The sequence below is a fragment of the Cohnella massiliensis genome (assembly GCF_900169535.1).
Taxonomy (GTDB): Bacteria; Bacillota; Bacilli; order Paenibacillales; family Paenibacillaceae; genus Cohnella; species Cohnella algarum.
This window is the reverse complement of sequence record NZ_LT821259.1, coordinates 1,309,588-1,330,089: the sequence shown is the minus strand read 5'-3', so window position 1 is coordinate 1,330,089 and position 20,502 is coordinate 1,309,588. Positions and strand designations below refer to the sequence as shown.

At 61.3% G+C, this 20,502-nt stretch carries 17 protein-coding genes; 6 read left to right on the top strand and 11 right to left on the bottom strand.

From position 1 onward, the window contains the following. Positions 1-73 precede the first annotated feature (73 nt). Together desA and B7E11_RS19860 are read right to left on the bottom strand one after the other, a co-directional pair. Positions 74-1,090 (bottom strand): Delta(5) desaturase DesA, encoded by a 1,017-nt coding sequence (desA, locus tag B7E11_RS19865; protein WP_080837909.1) that lies wholly within the window; start codon positions 1,088-1,090, stop codon positions 74-76. A 185-nt stretch (positions 1,091-1,275) separates the two neighbouring features. Beyond that, complete coding sequence (locus tag B7E11_RS19860; protein ID WP_245809777.1) at positions 1,276-2,091, bottom strand: divergent polysaccharide deacetylase family protein; 816 nt, start codon at positions 2,089-2,091, stop codon at positions 1,276-1,278. Between the two features lie 148 nt (positions 2,092-2,239). Here B7E11_RS19860 and B7E11_RS19855 point away from each other — a divergent pair, with 148 nt between their 5' ends. The 4 genes from B7E11_RS19855 to B7E11_RS19840 all read left to right on the top strand — a co-directional run bounded on the left by B7E11_RS19855 (position 2,240) and on the right by B7E11_RS19840 (position 4,987). Then, positions 2,240-2,818 carry a xanthine phosphoribosyltransferase gene (locus B7E11_RS19855; protein ID WP_080840901.1) on the top strand — a complete coding sequence of 193 codons (579 nt, stop codon included), beginning with the start codon at positions 2,240-2,242 and terminating at the stop codon, positions 2,816-2,818. Between the two features lie 85 nt (positions 2,819-2,903). Beyond that, entirely contained in the window at positions 2,904-3,161 is a 258-nt protein-coding gene (locus B7E11_RS19850; RefSeq protein ID WP_176220829.1) for a hypothetical protein, read from the top strand. Positions 3,162-3,295: 134 nt separating this feature from the next. Next, positions 3,296-3,748, top strand: coding sequence for a MerR family transcriptional regulator (locus B7E11_RS19845; protein WP_080837898.1), 453 nt, complete (start codon positions 3,296-3,298; stop codon positions 3,746-3,748). 30 nt (positions 3,749-3,778) lie between these two features. After that, positions 3,779-4,987, top strand: coding sequence for an MFS transporter (locus tag B7E11_RS19840; RefSeq protein WP_080837895.1), 1,209 nt, complete (start codon positions 3,779-3,781; stop codon positions 4,985-4,987). 870 nt (positions 4,988-5,857) lie between these two features. Here B7E11_RS19840 and B7E11_RS19835 read toward each other — a convergent pair. Together B7E11_RS19835 and B7E11_RS30410 are read right to left on the bottom strand one after the other, a co-directional pair. Beyond that, a complete protein-coding gene (locus B7E11_RS19835) occupies positions 5,858-7,543 on the bottom strand; it encodes a glycoside hydrolase family 3 protein (protein WP_176220828.1) in 1,686 nt (561 codons plus the stop codon). Positions 7,544-7,691: 148 nt separating this feature from the next. Beyond that, on the bottom strand, positions 7,692-8,762 hold the full coding sequence (locus B7E11_RS30410; RefSeq protein ID WP_245809776.1) for an extracellular solute-binding protein: 1,071 nt from the start codon (positions 8,760-8,762) through the stop codon (positions 7,692-7,694). Positions 8,763-8,845: 83 nt separating this feature from the next. On the opposite strand from B7E11_RS30410, the gene B7E11_RS30405 reads away from it, so the two are divergent. Both B7E11_RS30405 and B7E11_RS30400 read left to right on the top strand, forming a co-directional pair. Further along, complete coding sequence (locus tag B7E11_RS30405; RefSeq protein ID WP_245809775.1) at positions 8,846-9,004, top strand: hypothetical protein; 159 nt, start codon at positions 8,846-8,848, stop codon at positions 9,002-9,004. 123 nt (positions 9,005-9,127) lie between these two features. Further along, positions 9,128-9,556 (top strand): hypothetical protein, encoded by a 429-nt coding sequence (locus B7E11_RS30400; protein WP_245809774.1) that lies wholly within the window; start codon positions 9,128-9,130, stop codon positions 9,554-9,556. A gap of 33 nt (positions 9,557-9,589) precedes the next feature. On the opposite strand, the gene B7E11_RS19825 is transcribed toward B7E11_RS30400, so the two are convergent. The 7 genes from B7E11_RS19825 to B7E11_RS19790 form a co-directional block, all read right to left on the bottom strand. Continuing rightward, on the bottom strand, positions 9,590-10,480 hold the full coding sequence (locus B7E11_RS19825) for a carbohydrate ABC transporter permease (RefSeq protein WP_080837888.1): 891 nt from the start codon (positions 10,478-10,480) through the stop codon (positions 9,590-9,592). Positions 10,481-10,511: 31 nt separating this feature from the next. After that, on the bottom strand, positions 10,512-11,453 hold the full coding sequence (locus B7E11_RS19820) for an ABC transporter permease (RefSeq protein WP_080837885.1): 942 nt from the start codon (positions 11,451-11,453) through the stop codon (positions 10,512-10,514). 217 nt (positions 11,454-11,670) lie between these two features. Then, positions 11,671-13,524, bottom strand: a complete 1,854-nt coding sequence (locus B7E11_RS19815) for a cache domain-containing sensor histidine kinase (RefSeq protein ID WP_245809773.1) — start codon at positions 13,522-13,524, stop codon at positions 11,671-11,673. Beyond that, the gene (locus B7E11_RS19810; RefSeq protein ID WP_080837880.1) at positions 13,494-15,113 is read right to left on the bottom strand and encodes a response regulator transcription factor; all 1,620 of its coding nucleotides are present in this window, start codon (positions 15,111-15,113) and stop codon (positions 13,494-13,496) included. The genes B7E11_RS19815 and B7E11_RS19810 overlap by 31 nt, the downstream gene beginning before the upstream one ends. Then, a complete protein-coding gene (locus tag B7E11_RS19805; protein WP_080837877.1) occupies positions 15,106-16,440 on the bottom strand; it encodes a glycoside hydrolase family 140 protein in 1,335 nt (444 codons plus the stop codon). Before B7E11_RS19805 ends, B7E11_RS19810 begins: the two co-directional genes overlap by 8 nt. Before the next feature lie 522 nt (positions 16,441-16,962). Then, positions 16,963-17,949 (bottom strand): phosphotriesterase family protein, encoded by a 987-nt coding sequence (locus B7E11_RS19795; RefSeq protein WP_080837873.1) that lies wholly within the window; start codon positions 17,947-17,949, stop codon positions 16,963-16,965. Then, on the bottom strand, positions 17,946-20,471 hold the full coding sequence (locus B7E11_RS19790) for a glycoside hydrolase family 2 protein (RefSeq protein WP_080837870.1): 2,526 nt from the start codon (positions 20,469-20,471) through the stop codon (positions 17,946-17,948). Before B7E11_RS19790 ends, B7E11_RS19795 begins: the two co-directional genes overlap by 4 nt. Positions 20,472-20,502: the final 31 nt, after the last annotated feature.

Here is a 20,502-nt window from a genome sequence, read left to right as displayed (position 1 = left end):
TATTTTACCATATCCCGATTCCGCCGGGCCATCGAAGGCATTCGCCCCATAGACCCGGCAGCTCTCGCTTTCGCTATGCGGCGGCGTCGGGCCGGGCCGGACGGTTTCGCCACGCCTTGAAGCTGACGAACGTTTCCGCTTCTTCGTCCCACAGGTGAAACCGGAGCGACTGCAGGCTCGTGCGCAGCGTAATCGTCGTCGCCTTGTGCAGCGGAGGCGTCGCGTTGTGCGCCTCTTCCAAATAATAATTGGGCACCCTCGGATTCAAATGATGCACGTGATGATAGCCGATATTGCCCGTAATCCATTGCAGCGGCTTCGGAAGCTTGTAGAAGGAACTGCCTTCGACGGCGGCTTTCACATAGCTCCATTCGTCGTCATGCTCGTAGTACGATTCCTCGAATTGGTGCTGAACGTAAAACAGCCAAATGCCGAGCGAGCCGGAGACGAAAAAAACCGGCGCCTGCACGAGCAGGAACGCTTCCCAGCCGAGCGCCCACATGAGCAGCGCGTAAAGCGAGACGAGCGCGATATTGGTGACGTACGTGCTGATGCGCTCCTTGCGCCTCGCTCCTTTGCGGTTGAAGCGGTATTGGATCAGAAACAGCGCGATCGGGCCGAGGCCGAACAGGACGACAGGATTCCGGTACAGCCGGTAGGCGAGGCGGCGAATCCGGGAAGCCGCGGCGTACTCGTTCACCGTCATGACCCAAATATCGCCGATGCCCCGCTTTTCCAGATTGCCGCTCGTCGCATGGTGGATCGCGTGGGTGTTTTTCCATTGTTCGTAAGGGCAGAGCGTAATGACGCCGGCGATCGTTCCGACGATATCGTTGGCACGCCGGCTTTTGAAAAACGATTGATGGCAGCAATCGTGAAAAATAATGAACAAACGGATGACGAATCCGGCAGCCGCAATCGCGAAAACGAGCGTCAGCCAGTAGGAGACGGACAGGCTCAGGTAGGCGGCCGTCCACAGCAGCAGCAGCGGCACCGTCGTATTGAACAGCTGGCTCGCGCTTTTTCGCTTGTCGGTTTTCTCGAAAACGGCGACTTCTTTTCTCAAGCTTGCTTGCTTGGCTTTCATCATCGTACGATTCCTCCTCGTCAAAACGCGGGTCCCCGCGTGACGCGTCTATATTCTTATCGTAAGGAATCGGGCGTCGTCGTTGTAGTCATAAACGTCAGGAGACGGGGATGACAAATGTCATGGTTCGCCGGGCGCGCCCGGCAAAAAAAGGGGCCCGAAGGCGCCGGCAGCCGGCCATATCGCTGTCAGCCCGCCGCTTTTCGGACCAGGTCCGGCCCCAATTGCGACAGCGTGACGAACATGACTTTCTTTTGCAGCTGCGGGATGGCCGATTTCAGCGCGTCCGACGTAATGAGCCCGGGAGGGCCGACATGGCCGATGACGACGCATTTTTCGTCCTTTTCCAGCTTTTCCAGCACGACGTCGAGCTGCCGGGCGACGTGCCGGGCCGAATAGACGTCGTCTAGAAACACGTCGTTTCGGATCGTCGGCACGCCCAGCTCCGCGGCCACTTTCGAGACGACGGACCGATGGCTCGTGCGGCTGTCGAGAAAAAACAACCCTTTTTCCTTGCAAACCTGCAGCACGATTCTCATGACCCGCTCGTCCGCCGTCGCCCTGGAGCCCATATGGTTGTTCATGCCGACCGCATGGGGCACGTCCGCGATCGCCTTTTCGACGCGTTCGCGAATTTCCCCGTCGGACAGCGACGTCAAAATCGCGTTCGGGCCGAGCCACTTCGGATTCCCGCGAACCGGCTCCATCGGCATGTGCACGATGACGTCGTGGCCTTTGGCGTGCGCCTCCTCGGCATCGCGCCGGGTCGTCGGAAGAAAGGGCATGACCGCGACCGTCAGGCGAACCGGAAGCTCGAGCATCTGTTCCGTTCCTTTCATGCGGTTGCCGAAGTCGTCGATGACGATGGCGACTTGCCGCGGCGTTTCCGGGAAGCCCGGCAACGCGGGCGATGCCGGCGCAACGCTTGCCGGAAAGACCGTCCCCGCGATCAAAAAGGCCAAACCAAGCGACAGGGCGCGCCGCGAAAGTCCTTTTTTTCTCACCGTATCCACGTTCCTCCCCGGTTTTATTTGGAAGCCGTTCGGTTACATTTTGGCTCGCCGGGCCGCGAAATATTCCCGGGCCGATTTTTCCCGGGGGACGTTCGTGTATAATGGTAACAAGATTACGCGCGCAAGGAGGACGCCCGCCATCGAAGCTCTCATCCGCAAAATCAGATCCGAAGGCATCGTCATCGGCGATCAGGTGCTGAAAGTCGACTCGTTTCTGAACCATCGCGTAGACCCCGTTCTGATGGACGAAATCGGGGAAACGTTCGCCGGCCTCTTCCGCGAAGAGGGTATTACGCAGGTGCTGACCATCGAATCTTCGGGGATCGCCCCGGCCGTCATGACCGCCTTGAAGCTGAACGTTCCGCTCATCTTCGCGCGCAAGCGCAAATCGCTGACGCTGAACCGCGATCTTTTGACCGAAAAAGCCTACTCCTTCACCAAGCGGGAGGAGAACGAAATCACCGTCTCCAGAAATTATTTAAACGAACGCGACAACGTGCTCATCATCGACGACTTCCTGGCCAACGGACAAGCCGCGCTGGCGCTGGCGCGCATCGCGAAGCAGGCCGGCGCCCGGGTCGCCGGCATCGGCATCGTCATCGAAAAGTCGTTCCAATCCGGCCGCGCCGCGCTGCTGGAAGCCGGCTACCGGGTCGAATCGCTCGCGCGCGTCGCCTCTTTGGCGGACGGAGTCGTGACATTCGCGGAAAATCGTTAGGCAGACGAGGACTAGGCATTCATACAAGCGTAGACATTCATCCCTTCGTATATTGTAAAACACCCAGCGAAAGGAGATGAATGTCTTGTCTTCGTGTCCAGAAGATTCCCTCTGCCCGGCGCAAACCGTGTATGATCCGCCCGAAGTCGTCTACGAGGACTACTACCATCCGCAAGTCGTCAACGTCGTTCATCAGGTGGAAGTGATCCGCCGCCACCACTGCGTGCCGGTCCCCCACCACGTCGTATCCGTCACGGCGAAAGACGTTTTTTGCGGTTCGAATCCGCACGACTATCGCGGTTCCTCCCGCTCCCGGTCTTCCGGCCAGCGCAAAAAACGTTAATCCGGTGCGATTTTACGCGGCTCCCGCGCCGAGCCTTCGGGCTTGCACGGGAGCTGTCGTTTTTCGCCCAAAAGTTGACGTTAACGTTAAGGTGAACTAAAATGGATCATGGGAATGAAAGGAGGCAACGGCGCATGACGCAAACGTATAAAATCGACGACGTCGCCAAGGCGTGCGGTTTAACGAAACGAACGATCCGCTATTACGAAGAAATCGGATTGCTCCCGCCCCCCGAACGAAGCGAGGGCGGCATTCGGCTGTATACGCGCGAGCATATCGACCGGCTCAAGCGTCTGATCGACGCGCGCGACGTGCTCGGTTTTTCGCTGCAGGAGCTGCAGCATTATTTGGGCATTATTGAAGAGCTGGAGGACCATCGGAAAGGATACCGGGAGCTGGCCGACGACGGCCGGAAGTTGCGGAAGCTGCTCGAAATCGAACCGGTCGTCCGCCGCCAGCTTGACGTCATCGGAGAGAAGCTGGACAAAATGCTGCGAATGCGTCAGGAAATCGAGGAATTTCACGGGCGCGTCCGGGCCGGGATCGAACGGTTGGGCGGTGCGGAAGCTCAAGAAAAGAAAGATTGAACGCAAAACCCTTTTTAAGGAGAGAACATCATGCCATCCGAATTGGAAACACGACAACATCTTTTCAACCAGCCCAAAGCCGTTTGGGCGGTTTGTTTCGCCAGTATCATCGCGTTTATGGGAATCGGCCTCGTCGATCCGATTCTGCCCGCGATTGCGGCGCAAATGAACGCTTCGCCGAGCCAGGTCACCTCGCTGTTTACGAGCTACAACCTCGTCATGGCGGTCGCGATGCTCATTACCGGCGCCGTATCGTCCCGGCTCGGCATCAAATGGACGCTGCTGGCCGGCATCGTCATCATCGCCGCGTTCGCCGCGCTCGGCGGCGCCTCCGACAGCATCGGCGCGCTGATCGGACTGCGGGGCGGCTGGGGGCTCGGCAACGCCCTGTTCGTCGCCACGGCGCTGTCGGCGATCGTGTCGCTGTCGACGGTGGGCACTGCCAAGGCGATCATCTTGTATGAGGCGGCGATCGGGCTCGGCATTTCCGTAGGTCCTCTGCTCGGCGGCGAACTCGGTTCGATCAGCTGGCGGGGGCCTTTTTTCGGCGTCAGCATCCTGATGGCGCTGGCTTTTTTGCTCCTGCTTTTCATGATGCCGAAGTCGAAGCAGACGGCCAAAAAGAAAACGTCGCTCGCCGATCCGTTCCGCGCCCTGAAGCACCGGAGCCTGCTCATTCTCGGCATCACGGCGCTGCTGTACAACTTCGGATTTTTCACGCTGCTGGCGTACTCGCCGCTCGTCATGGAGGAAGTGATGGGCCTCGACGCCCACGGGCTCGGGTACGTCTTTCTCGGCTGGGGGCTCCTGCTCGCCTTCACTTCCGTCTTCGTCGCCCCCAAGCTGGAGTCGCGGTTCGGAACGGTCAAATCGATGTGCGCCATGCTTGTCCTGTTCGCGGCGACGCTGCTCGCGATGGGCATCTGGACGTCGACCGGCTGGCTGCTCGCGGCCGCGGTCATCGTGGCCGGCGCCTTCCTGGGCAGCAACAACACGCTCATTACGACGGCCGTTATGCAGGCCGCTCCGGTGGAACGGTCGACGGCGTCGGCGGCGTACAGCTTTTTGCGGTTTCTCGGCGGAGCGATCGCGCCGTGGCTCGCGGGGAAGCTCGCGGAGCGATACAACCCGCACGTCCCTTTCCTCGTCGGCGGCGGCTTCGTCCTCGCCTCCGTGCTGTTCATCCTGGCCAACCGCCGGCATTTGCGGCACATCGGCCAAGCGGGCTCCGCGCACTGACAAACGATCGCCCGATCATCCGGCCTCGATTCCGCAAGTAGTGCACCGGGTGCGCTACATGCCCGCCGCCACCGCCGTTTTCCCTCGATGTGGTGCACCGGGTGCGCTACTTGCCCGCCGCCACCGCCGTTTTCCCTCGATGTGGTGCACCGGGTGCGCTACTTGCCCGCCGCCACCACCGTTTTCCCTCGATGTGGTGCACTGGATGCACTACATGCCCGCCGCCACCGCCGTTTTCCCTCGATGTGGTGCACTGGATACACTACATGCCCGCCGCCACCGCCATTTCCCCTCGATGTGGTGCACCGGATGCACTACATGCCCGCCGCCGCCGCCGTTTTCCCTCGATGTGGTGCACTGGATGCACTACATGCCCGCCGCCACCGCCATTTCCCCTCGATGTGGTGCACCGGATGCACTACATGCCCGCCGCTGCCGCCGTTTTCCCTCGATGTGGTGCACTGGATGCACTACATGCCCGCCGCCACCGCCGTTTTCCCTCGATGTGGTGCACCGGGTGCGCTACTTGCCCGCCGCCACCGCCGTTTTCCCTCGATGTGGTGCACTGGATGCACTACATGCCCGCCGCCACCGCCGTTTTCCCTCGATGTGGTGCACCGGGTGCGCTACTTGCCCGCTTGGGAAATCCGCCATGTAGTCCTTCCAGTCCGCTTCTTGCCCGCCAACCCGCCGCTAACTCGCCGTACCACTCGCCATGTTGTCCGCTTGATAGCGGTTGTTAACGCCCAGCAAGCAGGCTCCGAACGCCGCCCACGAAACGACTTCGTCGTCCTAAAGGACAGAGAATGCCGTTTTTATCAAAAAACAGAGCCGCGCTGCTCCCGCCGCGCCGGCTCCGTTCATTTCAACCTAATCGTGCGCCAAAAGCTCCCGCTTCAGCGGCCCGTTGCCGGTCAGCGCCTTGACGAGCAGCCCGGCCGTTTCTTCGATATCGCCGTACGTGTTGACAATCGTGTCGATCGCGGCCTCGTACTCCTTGTGGACGAACGGGTGGAAATGGGAGACGAACACGACCGGCGTCCCCAGCTTCATCCAGCCGCCCATCATGTTCCGCGCCACCTCGTCGTGCAGCCGCACGACGTTGAGGCCGTAGCTCAGCAGGCTGCCGATCGAGCAGACGATCAGATCGAACGCGCCGTCCGCCGCCGCCTCGAACAGGCGGTCGGGTCCCGGATCGATCCACTGCTCGACGCGATCGCTGTAGACGCCGAGCTCGTCTTTCACCCGTGCGAGCATATCGGCGTAGCGCTCGGCGTTGTTCATGATGACGGCGTGCAGCACCCTCGTGTCCCGCTCGATCCGAAGGGGCAGCAGCCCCGCGCGATCCCGCACCGCCGTAATGCTCTCCTGCACGACGCGGACCGCGATTTCCCTGCCGTATGATCGGCGAACGGACGCGGAGCCGCCGCCGGGCGCGGCTTCCGTGTCCGAAGCCGGCTCGGCCGACGGCGCGGCTTCCGTGCCCGAAGCCGGCTCGGCCGACGGCGACAAGCTTCGCCCGCCCGCCGGCTCCCCGTCCGCGGCCGTCAGTCCCAGCTGCTCCTTCAGCGAAAGAACGCGGCACGCTCGATCCTTGAGCGCTTCCAGCGTCAGACGGCCGCTCGCCAGCCGCTTCTCCATCTCCCGGTAAAACCGGTCGTCGACGCGCGGGAACAGCAGCATGTCGCAGCCGTTCTCGATCGTGTCCGCGCAGGCGTCGTAGTAATTCATGAAGCCGACGACCCCGCCCATTTCGATCGCATCCGAGACGATCAGGCCTTCGAAGCCAAGCTCGCCCCGCAGCAGATCGACGAGCAGCCGCTTCGACACCGTCGCCGGCGGATACAGCCCGCGCCCGTCCGGCTCGTCGAACGCCGGCAGCGCGATGTGGCCCGGCATGACCGCCATAGCGCCTTGATCGATCAGCTCCTGAAACGCCCGCCCGGGCCCGCTTCTCCATTGGTCCGCCCCGAGCGGGCACACGGGCGTCGTCAAATGCTGATCCCACGTCGTAAAGCCGTCGCCCGGAAAATGCTTGATCGTCGCCATCATCCCGTTCTCCTGCAGGCCGCGCATGTAGGCTCCGGCCATCCGGATGACATGCTCCGGCGTACGGCCCGCGCTGCGCGAGGCGACGACCGGGCTGTCCGGTTCGACGGCCAAATCCGCCACCGGCGAAAACGTCCAGTTGTAGCCGATTTCCCCGGCTTCCAGCGCCGCGATTTTGCCTGTTTCGTACGCCAGTTCCTCCGAGCCCGTCTGGCTGATGCCCATCATGTGCGGGAACCGGGCGGCGCCGAGCACCATATCTCCCGGGCCGTTTTCCATGTCGCTGACGATCAGCGGCGGGACGGCGCAGCTCGCCTTGAACGCGCGAATCTGTTCGTCCAGCTCGGCGCGCGGCTTCGGGTGGAAAAACATCGCCCCGAACTCCTGCAGGTTGGCGGAGCCGATCCGCCCGAAATTCGGGCAAAGCACCTGGTTCAGCAGCCGGCGAACGTCCCAGCTTTCGACCGTTTCCCGGGCGCGCGGCGATATGGAGATTTTGAATTTCATCCGTGCCTCTCCTTTCATAGGCCGGTTCCGTTGCCCGAACGGCGACCGAACCGAAACTTGTCCAATCCTTATCCATCCGATATTTTCCGTCCACACTGAAAAGCGGGAGCAGCCGAGCCGACCGCATCCCGCCTTGCCTGACATAGGTTTACTGCAGCCCCGCGTCCTTCAGGGCCTGATCGTAAGCGGCGTTGTAGAATTCCGTAATCTGGTCGGCTCCCGCCTTCTTGAACGCGTCGAGCGCCTCCTGCTTGTTCTTCGCGAACTCCTCGTCCGTCTTGGACAGGATGATTTTCGCGGCCGACCGGGCGGCCAGTTCCTTCAGCTGGCTTTCCAGCTTCAGCAAGTCCTCGGTCAGCACCGGCGCGACGACCGTCGCTTCCTGCAAAATTTGCTCCTGGGTTTTGCCCTTGAGCGCCGTGTTCGAGTCGATCAGCTTGCCTTCTTCGATATACTTGGCGAATACGTCGCCCGGCTGGCTGACGCCGTAGTATTCGCTGAAATCCTTCTGCAGCGCGTTCAGGCTCTTCATAATCGCCTCGGAGGTGGAGAACAGGTCGACCGGCGTGTTCGTGGCCGGATCGACGACCGCGGAGCCGAGTGCGATCAGGTTGCGGTCGAGCGCGATGCCCGTCGATTCCCACTGCTGGCCGCCCGCCGTTTTCAGTGCAAACGTTTCTTCCTTGAGCTGCGGCTTGCCGTCCACCATATCCCAGTGCGTGCCTTCGATGCCGCTGTACATCGTCCTTGCGCCTTCGTACGAATACAAGTAGTTCAGGAACTGCATCGCCTTCTCCGGATGCTTCGAGCTCTTGGAAATACTGTAGCTCTTGTCTCCCCAGCCGATCGGATTGACGCCGCCGTTCCAGGCGAACTTGCCGGCCGGAACGACCATGAAGCCCTTGCCGTCTTTGGCGTACTGCGAGTTGAAATCGCCCATCGCCCAGTCGGCCGGTCCGGAGACGAGCTGCCCGGCGGTCGCCTTCGCCATATAGTCGTTGTTTTTCATCGTCAGCGCGTCCGGATCGAGCAGCCCTCTGCGGTTCGCCTTGTTGTAATAGTCCATCGCGAGCCAGTAGTTGGACGACTCGTCGGTCAGGATGTTGATGAAGTCGTCGGCTCCCGCCGCCTTTTGCATAAGGTCGGTGGTGACGGCCGTTTGCGACGTCTGAAAGACGAACGGAACGATATACGGCCACAGGCCCCAGTCCTGCCACATTGAAAACGCCGTACACCTTTTTGCCGTCTTCGGTCGTCGGGTGGTTTTTGACGATTTGCTCGATCACGTTGAGCAGGTCGTCCGTGTTGTTGATTTCGGGAGCGCCGATTTCCTTGTACCAATCCCAGCGCAGCGTCGGTCCGATCGTCAGCGGCTTCACGACGTCGCTCGGCTGCGGCTGCACCTGCGGCGGCAGGAAATACAGCTTGTTCTGGCCTTCGCTCCAGTTTTTGCGGCTGTAGTCGACGAGCGTCGGAACGTTGGCCGTAATGTCCTTGCCGAGCTCTGCCAGCATATCGTCCATCGGGATGACAAGATCGCCTTCGATCAGCTGGCGCCCGTATTTGTTCGGATCGGCGCGGACGATGTCCGGCAGATCCCCGCCGGCGAGCAAAACGTTGAATTTGTTTTCGTCGGCTTCGACATACTCGATCTTGACGCCGACTTTGTCCGCGATCGCTTGCGCGACCGCGCTGTCGGGGTACGTATTCCATTTCGTCCCCGATTCGATGACGAGCAGCCGCAGCGTCACGACCTCATCGGAGCCGCCGCTTGCGGATGCGCTCGCGGAAGCCGAAGCCGAAGCCGTCTCCGAGGCGCCTTGCGAGCTTGCCCCGTTTGTCGGCGAAGCGTTATTGCCGGAGCAAGCGGCCAGCAGCAGCGAGAGCGCGAGCAGAACCGGCGCCGCGGACTTTGCAAACCCTTTCATTTTCATCGTTTTTTCCCCTCCAACGATTGTTTGTATAATTATCGGCAGCGGGCGGGCCGCCAGGCCCGATTCCCGCGCCGGATAATCCTCCGTAAGCGAACGGCTGACCGAATCAAAATCAGCCCTTGACGGCCCCCAGCATGATACCCTTGACGAAGTACCTTTGGAGCAGCGGGTAGACGAGCACGATCGGCAGCGTCACGATCATCGTAATCGTCATCCGGATCGATTCGGGCGTCATCGCGCGGACCGTATCTCCCCGCGTCAGCTCTTGCGTGGACATGTTGGCGATCGCGTTCGACTGGTTGAGAAATTGATAGAGCATCAACTGAAGCGTTTGCAGTTTCGGATTTTCCACAAGGAAAAAGTTGTCGAACCACGTGTTCCATTGCCCGACGGCGGCGAACACGGCGATCGTGGCGATAATCGGCATCGACAGCGGAAAAATAAGCTTCGTGAAAATGGTGATGTAGCCGGCTCCGTCGATTTTGGCCGATTCCTCCAGCGACGCGGGGAGCTGCTCGATGAACGTTTTGACCAGAATGACGTTGAACCCGACCAGGGCGGTTGGCAAAATGTACAGCAAAAAGTTGTTTTGCAGCCCGTACGCCTTCATCGACAGGTACCATGGAATGAAGCCCGCGTTGAAATACATCGTGATGAGGACGAACCGGTAAATCGCGCGCCGGAACGGCAATTCCTGCTTGGTGATCAGATAGGCGAAGAAGGAGCAGCAGACGACGGTCAAAATGGTGCCGAGCACCGTTCTCGACAGCGACACGACCGCCGCGTCCTGCAAACCTTTCAGTGCGAACGTCGACTTGTAGCTTTCCAGCGAAAATCCCGCAGGCCACAAATATACGCCCTTTTGCGCCTCGATGGGATCGCTTAGCGAATAGATCAGAATGTAGTAGAAAGGATAAATCGTCACGATCACGAGCAACGACAAAATCGTATAGTTCGCGACGCTGAACAGCAGATCGGGAAGTTTAAGGCTTCGCTTGGTCATTTTTCATCTCTCCTTGAACTGGGCGCTGCCGTCAAACGATGCTTTCGCCGCGGATCCGTTTGGATAGGCCGTTTACCGTGAACAGCAGCAGGATGCTGATGACCGACTTGAAAATGCCGACGGCGGTCGAATACGAATAGTCGCTTGTCACGAGGCCGAGCCGGTAAACGTACAGGTCCAGCACCTCGATCCGGTCGGCGACCATGATGTTGTTGAACACCAGGTACTGCTCGAAGCCCGCCGACAGCAGGTTGCTGATCGAAAGCAGCAGCAGCACGAGAAACGTCGGCATGACGCTCGGAATCGTAATGTGCCAGATGCACCGGAAGCGTCCGGCCCCGTCGACCTTGGCCGCGTCGTACTGCTCGCCGTCGATGCTGACGATCGCCGCCAGGTAGATGATGGCGCTCCAGCCGACCGATTTCCAGACGAGAAGCAGCGTTTGCACCGTCCATACCCGCTCCGCGTTCCCGAGCACGTTGACCGTCGTCGGGCCGAAGCCGAGCTTTTCGATGATCTGGTTGACCGCGCCGTCGGCGCTGAACATGCTGAACGCGAGCGAGAACACGATGACCCAGCTGATATAGTTCGGCAGAGTCGACGTCGTTTGCACGAGACGTTTGAACCATCCGCTTTTCACTTCCGAGATGAGGATCGCCAGCACGAGCGGGAGCGGCGAGGTTAGGATGGACAGAAAACTGAGCGCCAGCGTGTTCGTGAGCACCCGCGCCATATTCGGATCGCTGAACAGCTCCGCGAAGTTTTCGAGCCCGACGAACGGCGTGCGGCTGAGCGGAATCCCCGGCTTGTAATCGAAAAAAGCGTAAATCCACCCGAACAGCGGCACATAGTGGAAGGCGAACGCCAGCGCGATGAACGGGATCGCCATCAACAGCAGCTTGAGGCCGTCTCGCCGGAACAGCTTCGATTTCTTTTTCAATTCCGGCTGACTGCGCGCGTAGGTGATTTCCATGGTCTTCTCCTTCTTTCTCCGGCTTCTACGCTTCAAGGATACCGCGGCCGAAGGCCCGTCAAAATGAACGATCTACCGAATCCGTTGAAAAAAATCCCCCGGTGTCCGCGCCGAGGTTGAACAATTTTAAGGCGAAGTTGAACGATTATGCAGCCGCGCGCGGAAAGAGCCGAGACGGCCGCCGCGATCGCGCCCCGCCGCATAAGGCCCCGCCTGCCTACCGGATCGCCGGCAGCCGCACGACGACCTCCGCTCCGATCGTCCGCGGGACGAACCGAAGGCCGTATTCCGGGCCGAAATAAAGCCGGATCCGCTTGTTCACGTTGTACAGCCCGATGCCGTTGCCCCCGCCGCCTCCCCCGACGGCGTCTTCCGACCGCTCGCCGGACGCGAGCATCCGGTTCAGGGCTTCGAGCAGCTCGGGGGCGATCCCTTCTCCCGAGTCGCTGACCGCAATGCGCAACTCCCCGTCCTCGCAGGCGGCGAAAATGCCGATATGAATGGAAAAATCCTCAGCCTGCCGCCCGGACGCGATCGCGTTCTCGACAAGCGGCTGCAAAATAAACCGCGGCACCTTGTATTCAAGGTCCCGTTCCGCGACGCTCAATTCGAATTCGACGCCGTTGTTGAACCGCCAGTTGATGATTTTGATGTAATTTTCCAGATAGTTCAGCTCGTCGCGCAGCGTGCACATCGCTTCCTTGCTCGCGAAAGCCGGCCGTAAAATGTTCCCGAGCGCCACGACGCTGCCGACGATGTTGTCGGCCTTGATCATGGAGGCCATCCACCGGATCATGTTGAGCGTGTTGTACAAAAAATGCGGGTTGATCTGGTACTGCAGCGCCTCGATTTCCAGCTCCCGCTTCGCTTCCTGCATCCGGTTGTTCTTGTCGATCAGGTCGACGATGCTGAGCGACATTTCGTTGAACCGCCGGACGACGGTCCCCAGCTCGTTGTTCGGGACCTCCTCGAACGTCACGCCAAGTTCGCCGCGGCTCATGTCCTTCATCTTGGCGGACAGTTTGTGAAGCGGCCGGAAAATTTTGCGCAGCCAGAAATACGAAACGAGGAACATCGCCAGCATGCTGAGCAAAAACACGGCGACCATCGTCCGCTGCGCCTGGAAAATTTGCGCCGAGTACAGGTTGAGCGGGATTTCCTTCATGATGTACCACCCCGCGTCCTGCAGCTTGTAATAGACGACCTGAACCTCCGTGCCGCCTACGACAGTGTCGCGGCTGCCGAAAATTTCCTCCTCGCCGCTCTCGCCCTGCGGGGGCCGGAACGGACTGCGCGTTCCGATCCGCTCGGGACGGCTGCTGGAAATGATGACGCCGTCCGAATCCGTCATATACATATCGCCGCCTTCGGCGTCGAGCTCGACCGCGTAGATCGAGGCCAAATACCGCTCGTCCACGTTAAAAATCAGGGTAGCGCTCGTTTTCGGGTCGTAAATCGCCCGCACGCCTCTCATCAGGCTGACGAGCGTGCCGTCGTTGGCCTCCGTCATGTAGGGGTTGTAGAACGATTTTTTGAGGCCGCCGACGATGATCGGCTCCGGGAACGATTCGAGCGTACGGCGATAAAACGCCGACCCGAAAAAGCTGTTCCCCCAGTCCTCCTTGGGATGGACGAGCGTCGTATCGGCGGTGCCCCCGATGGCGCCTTGGCTTTCCGAGGTCAGGTAGACGGAATGAACGAAGCCGTAGTTGCCGATGAACGTATTGATGCGGGCATGCAGCATGTTCTTGTAGTTCAGGAATTCGAGCTCGCTTTTGTCCGACAGATGGAGCAGCAGCTGCTGCATTTGCTCGTCCTGGAGAAACAGCTTGGACAGCCGGTCGATGTCGGCGAACAGCGCGCGGATGTTGTGATCGAGCTGCTGAAACTGCTGATAGAGCGACCTTTGGTTCTGGTCCTTGATCATGTTTTGCATGATCGAGTACATATAGTAGGAAGCCGCGGACAGCACGATCAGGCTGATGAGCATGAAGACCAGGATGAGCTGCGTCCGCAGGCTCTGAAGCTTGGCCGGCCACTTCATCGCTCGCTCCGGCACCCGGCCAGCCACTGCCTGCGGTACTCGTTGGGATTGAGACCGGTCACTTTTTTGAAAACCTTGCTAAAATACGTGTACTCCGGGGAAAACCCGACCTGAACCGCGATGTCGTACGATTTCAGCTGCGTGCCGGTCAGCAGCTCCTTCGCCCGTTCGATCCGGTACCGGTTCAGATAGTCCACGAACGTAATCTGCAGCTCCTTTTTAAACAGGTTGCTCAAGTAGCCGAAGCTCAGATTGACGTGGTCGGCCACCGTCTGCAGGCTTATATTTTCCGCATAATGGCGCTTGATGAACTGAATCGCCTTCGTAATTTCCCCGCTCATCTGCAATTGGCTCCGGGCCTGCTCGGCCATGTCGGACAAGTAGGCCGAGATCCGGTCGAGCATATCCGGCAGCGAATCGCATTGCTCCAGGTGCTCGGTGATGTTGAACAGCAGCGTTTTTTCGTTTTGCCGATCATCGTAAACGTTCGTCCCGACCCATTGGACAAATTGGAACAGACCGATTTCGATCGCCTTCCGCTCCTCCGTTAAACCGCTTTCAATCAACTCGACAAAACGCTCGTACTCCTTCAGCTTCATCGGCGACAGCAGCGCGCGAAGCGGCTCGAAGTTGCGGATCGCCTCCAGGCGAAGCCGGATCGGTTCCATATCGGCCGGCTGCTGCGGCTCGTGCATGAGGCCGGGGCCGGTCCAAAATTTCCGCTCCAGCGCTCGCCTGGAATCCGCGTGCAGCTTGGGCAGCGAGCCGAAGCCGCTCTGCACGCCGCTGCTGCCGAACGAAACCGAGCCGTTGAAGTAGGTGCGGATCGCTTCGCGGATCTGACCTAAAATGACGGTCGTCTCCCGCTTGATCGCCAGCTCCGAAGGCGTGTCGGGAAAATCGAACAGCAGCAGGTAATGCGTCTCGTCCAGGAAGAACGCCTCGCCCCGCTTGTGGCCGGACATGATCTCGCCCAGCAGATTCAGCAGCGTCATTTTGATCAGATGGCCGTGGCCGTCCTTGAACTTCCGCTTGAGCTCCCCGTAGCGGTCCACTTCCATCGTGCAGGCCACGGTCCGCGAGCCCGTCAGCCGCATGCCGCTCTGCTCGGCGAACCGCTCGAACTCTTCCGCTTTGAGAATGCCGTAAAAAAGGAAGTCCTTCAGCATCTTCTCCTTGATCAGGTCGAGGCTGGCGCCCAGCCCCCTGGAGCCGTCCGGCGAGCCCCCGCCGCCCAGTCGGTCCAGCTCCTCGCGAATGCCGTGCAGCGTCTCCGAGATCTCCTCCTCCGTCATCGTCAGCTTCAGAATGTAGCCCGAGACGCCCATCGCCATCGCCTTCCGGGCCAGCTCGAACTCCTCGAGGCACGACAGGACGACGATTCGGGTCGCCTTGTCGCGCTCGCGGATGTTCGCGATCAACTGCATGCCGTCCATGCGGGGCATTCGGATGTCGGTGATGACGACGTCGGGTTTATCCCGCAAATACCCGTCCCACGCTGCTTGTCCGTCGGGATAGTCAGCGGCGACCTCCATCCCGAACCGGTTCCAGTCGACCGAGCTTTTCAGTCCGATCCGCACGAGCATTTCGTCTTCCACGATCATCACTTTATACATGGCGCACTCCCTCCATCACCAGTATCCAATCGTTACCGCGTCCGCTCGAAGGGGCGTCGAACCGCTGCGTTCCGGCGTTGGGCCGTTCGCCGACCGGGCGGTAAACGCCTTCCCGCGGACAGTACCAGGACACCCTCGCCCGCTCGCCCGCGATCCGGCCCATGACGGCTTCGACGTACAGCCCGTTCGGGCAGTAAATCAGCGCGTAATCGGCGCCCCTCGCAGCCGCCATGTAATTGGATCCGGGCCAGTTGCGCGCGACGAGTCCCTGATCCGGAACGAGCTCGAGCAGGTTGCGGGATTCCAGCAGCGTCCGCAAATGGCGCATCTGCCGCGCGCCGGGACGGTCCAGCGCTTCCTTCCAGCCCATGATGAAAAACGGGCCCGGCTCGGCCATGTCCGCCGACGCATATTTGCCTTCGCACATCGACCATACCGAGTGATGGCCGTACGTATGGCCGAACGCGCCGGACAATACGGCGTAATAGGCCGCCCGGCGCACGTCGGCCTCGTCGAAATACCCCCGCGCCGGGTCGAACCCGACGGGGATGTCCTCGTAGCAGGGCTCGGCGTCGAGCGTCGGCTTGACGGGAAGGCGCTCGTAATCGGCCTGCACCCGCTTGTAGTTGTCGATCTCGGCCTCGCCGTGGCCCGACTGGATCATGTTGAAGTCCAGCCAGCTCTCCTCGTGAAGATGATGGGACGACGACTCCGCCCCCTTCGGGTGGAAGCTGATCAGATGGCTGCCGCCGTCCCCTTCCGCGAGCCCCGCGGCCATCCCCTCTATAACGGCAAAATGCCGTCGCGTAAGCAACGGCCGGTCTCCCCCAAGCACCCAGACGATATTCGCCCGCTCGCGATACCGCGATCCGAGCCATTTTCCGTACGTTCCGGCATTGTCGGGCGTGAATATTTCCGGCCCCTTGCCCCACATTCGGTTAAACTTGTCCCCCCAGGTCGGCAGCAGCGCCACGTACAGCCCGAGCGATGCGGCCGTGTCGACGATATAGTCGAGATGCGCCCAGTACGAATACTCACCCCTCGTATCCGGCCGCGCCGGGTCCGGCAGCCCGTTCGCATCCGTTTCGAGCGGCCTGCCGCCGTAGGCGTTATCCGTCGCGCCTTCGAACTCCGCCAGCGCCACCGTCTGGATTACCGTAAAGCCCTGTTCGGCCCGCTTCTCCAGATACAGCTTCGCGTCCTCCCGGTCAAGCCGGTGCGCCAGCTCCCAAGCGGTATCCCCCAGCCAAAAAAACGGCGTCCCGTCCTCCCGGACGAGAAACCTCCCGTTCTCGCTCACCCGCAGCCTCTGCAATGGTTTCGTCATGCGCTATCCTCCGTTTCGCTTTTTTCTCGGCCTCTTCGCAAGTCTCGCTGCCTTCTCTGCCTTCTCTGCCTTCTCTGCCTTCTCTGCCTTCTCTGCCTTCTCTGCCTTCGCTTCCCTTCGTTCCCTTCGCCATCTTCTCTGCCTTCGTTGGCGTCATTACCCTTCGTTGCCTCAGTTGCCATCGCTGCCATCGTCGTCCCTCGCTGCGCCTTCGTTGGATTTCATCCAACCGGGAGCGGCATTTTCGCTCTTCTCTCAACCTTCGTGGGATTTCATCCAACCAAAAACGAGCTTTTCGCGAAAAATCTCCTCTTCCCCGACTGCTCGTTGGACAAAATCCAACCTAGAGAGCTTTTTTCGCGATTCTCGCTCCGCTGATTGGATAAAATCCAACCTAGCCGGAGAGCGGCAAGGGCTCGTGCGAACTTCACCGCCTCACAGCGAACGCCCGTGCCAAACTCACCGCTCGACACCAAACGCTCGCGCCGTACTCACCGTCCGACATCCATCACCCGGCCAAACTCACCGCCCGGTGGCGAACGCCCGCGCCGGGTTCGCCACCATCAGCTTGCGAATTTGCTCTTCGGTCGCCCCCGCTTCCAGCAGCTTCGGCGTGAAGCTCTCCATAATGTGCGTCAGGCCGATCTCGCCGCCATAAGCCCGAAGCCTCGCCCTCGTCGTATCCAGCCCGAGCAGCAGGCGATCCTCCAGCCCGGCTTCCAGCATGCCGGCGATCCACCTCGCTTCCTCCTCGTCGCCATGATACTTGTACCGTCCGATCGTATCGTATTCGAGGTAAACGCCTCGCCGGGCAAGCCCGAGATGAACGTCGGGACGTTCGTGCTTGCGGTCGAGGTGGCAAACGATGATGCTGCCGGCGGGCACTCCCCTGCTCTCGTAAAAATCGCACAGCCAAACCGCCTGCTCCGGACTTTCGACGTGGCAGAGGATCGGCGTTCCCGTTTCCAAAGAGGCTTTCGCCGCCGCGGCGAACCACCGCTTGTCGGGATCCGCCATCCGCTCGCCGTCGACGGCGGTCTTGATCACGCCCGCCCTGGCAGCGATCCTCGCCGCCGCGGCCGGTTCGCGATCGTCGGTGCCTTCGAACATCCCGTCCCGCAGCTCGGCGATCATGACATCCGCCAGCTCATCTTGCGTCAGGAGGCGAATCCAGTGACCGTCAGGGTAGAAGGCCAGCTTGTGAAATCCGGTGGAAGCGACGATCCGGACGCCGCTTTCCGCCGATACGCGGGCCAGCCACCCGGCCATTCTCCCGCAGCCGAGCGGCTGCGCGTCGACGATCGCCCGGCCCCCGGCCTCCCGGAAGTCCGTCACCTCCCGCAAGGTCAGGCCGTAATCGTCGATGCGCAAATCCGGGTTCAGCGACTGCGGATGGCCCGCCGCCAAAAAAAGGTGCTCGTGGCTGTGACAATAGCCAAGATCGGCCGGATCGACGGGACCTGTCACGGTTTCAACGCAAGGTCGGCCGGCGGCCTTCTCCCGCGTCATGCGTTCCAGCCCCTTGCGCCGACGCCCGCCGTTTCGCTGACGCTGACCGTTTTCGACTCGCCCGGATCCAGCCAGAAAAAGTTGTCCCCCGCCACGAACGGCTCGGCCGAGTCCCGGTACAGCTCCACGCCGACAGCCGGGAACGCCCCGACGTTGACAACGGTCGCCGTGCCGGAGGCGTCGTCGGCCGCAACCTCGAGGGAGGTTTTCGGCAAGCGCATCAGCACGCCTTGGCGGGCGTCGAAATTCAGCCAATAAAACGTCCGGTACAGCGGCGAACCGCCTTCGTCGAGCAGTTCCGAGACGATCAGCGCGGGCGCCCGCTCCGGCGGTGCCGCCTTCAGCTCGAAACTGCCGACCCGGCTCGCCTCCGGCGCGCGGCCTTTGCCGGGAAACGTCTTCTCCGACACGAGCGCAAGCGCCGGATCGTACGCCCGGACGCGGACCGTCCAATCGCCGTCGAGCTCGCCGTTGTCATCCAGCACGTAGACCGGCAGCTCCTGATCCTCCTCCGGGCTGTTCAGCTTGCCGAACCGGACGACCGCGGCGAGCGGGGAGTTGGCGTCCTGCGCGAAGTAGTGGGCCATTTTCGGGGCGCCGTACCAGTCGACCGTCGCCCACGAGACGCCGATGTACACGTCGTTCAGCTTGTACGTGATGTTGCCCGTTTCGTGCGGCCAGCGGGTGCGGGCCTGCTCCATTTTGTGCCGCAGCGACGTCGCCTGCGCCAGCTGCGTGCCGGTCACGAACGCTTCGACCGAATCGCAGCGCGCGAACGACTCCGCGAACTCCGTCAAAATCCGCATCTCGTCGCGCGTATCGAATGCCGGGAGATGGTGGTAAAAGCTTTTGCCCGGCTCCGGCGGCCACTGTTCGAGCTCTTCCTTCGGCATGTAGCGGCGAACCGATTCGAGATTCGGCGCCGAAGCGAGCCCGTATTCGCCCAGAAGCACCGACTCCAGGTTCGCGTAATAGTCGAAGCTGTAAGCCGGCGTCCAACCGTTCCAGACGATATGGTCGTGCGTGCTGCCGCCCCACGGATCGGTCAGGTGAAAAGGCCGCGTCCCGTCCAGCTCCACGCTGAGCCGGCCCATCATATCCATCGAGGCGCTGTCGAGTCCGCTGCCGATCTCGTTGCCGCCGCCCCACATGACGAGCGAAGGATGATTTCGCAGGCGCAGCGTATTCAGCCGCACCGTCTCCTCCAGCGCGTCGGCGGGCTGATGCACGTGGCTGCCCCAGCATGTTGGCCATTCCTGCATGACGAGGATGCCTTTCCGGTCGCACAAATCGTAGAAATCGTCGGTTTCCGGCATCCCGCCGCCCCATGCCCGAAGCAGCTTCACATGCTGGGCGGCCGCCAGCGTCAGAAAATGATCGTATTTTTCCCTGGAAAAATCCATCAGCGCGTCCATCGTGCACCAGCCGCTGCCTTTGGCGAAAAACGGCTTCCCGTTGACGACGAACGTCCAATCGTACCGCTCCGGGTTCGAACCTTCCGGCAGGGGCGCCATTTCGATCGAGCGAATGCCGAACGTCGTCTCCAGGCTGTCGGGAAGTCCGCCGCCTTCCGGCGCGAACGACAGCTTCAGCCGGTAAAGCGGCTGCTCGCCCATATCGAGCGGCCACCAGAGGCGCGGGCTTTCGATCGCGGCCCGAATCCGCAGCTCGCGCCTGCGCTCGCTTTCGCCGACGCGCAGCTCGAACGTTTGCGCGGGACCGTCGAAGTTGTCGGGCTCGATCGTCCCGCGCAGCGTTCCCGACCAGCGGTCCGAGCGGCCCGTCAGGTCCAGGGAGATGTCGACGAGACCTTCGGCGGCGTTCGCGGCGCTCGTCGCGGCGACGAGCGGAGGGCCGATCTCGACTTCGGCCGCTCCCCGAATCCGAACCGGACGCCAAATGCCGACAGCCGGCAGGTTGACGTAATGCCAGCCGTAATTGCAATTGAACACGACCGTTTGGTGCCAGACGTTCCATTCGTTGCCGAGCGGAGCCGGATGCACCTTGACGATCAGCTCGTTTCGTTTCCGCAGCGGCTCCCCGAGCTCGACGTGCGGTCCGCCGAAGGCGCCGTTGTGATAGCCGAGCGGACGGCCGTTGAGCCATACTTCGCAAGCGGGCGATACGCCGTCGAACAGCAGCCTCGGCGCCTGCATCCCCGGCACCGCCTCGAACGTGCGGCGATACCACCACGTCCTGTGGCTGTACGCCTTGGCCAGGGGCGCATTTTCTCCGAACGACGGATCCGGCAGCTTGCCCGCTTCGACCAGCGCCGTATGCACGCTGCCCGGCACTCGCGCCGGAATGGCATCGGTCCAAGCTCCCCCGCCAAGCCGTTCCGCGTCCTCCCCTCCTTCGGCCAGCTCCCAAAGGCCGTCCAGCACGATCGTCGGGGGCGCCTCCGCATGCGGCGCCTTGCCTTTCGTCCATTCCGGCGCAGCGATCGGCCGGTCCAGCGGCGACGGCCCGGGCTTGAACCGCTTTCGTTCGATAACGTCAAGGCTGGAAATTGGTTCGGTCATGTTTCTCTCTCCTTAAGCCTGTTGATAGGCC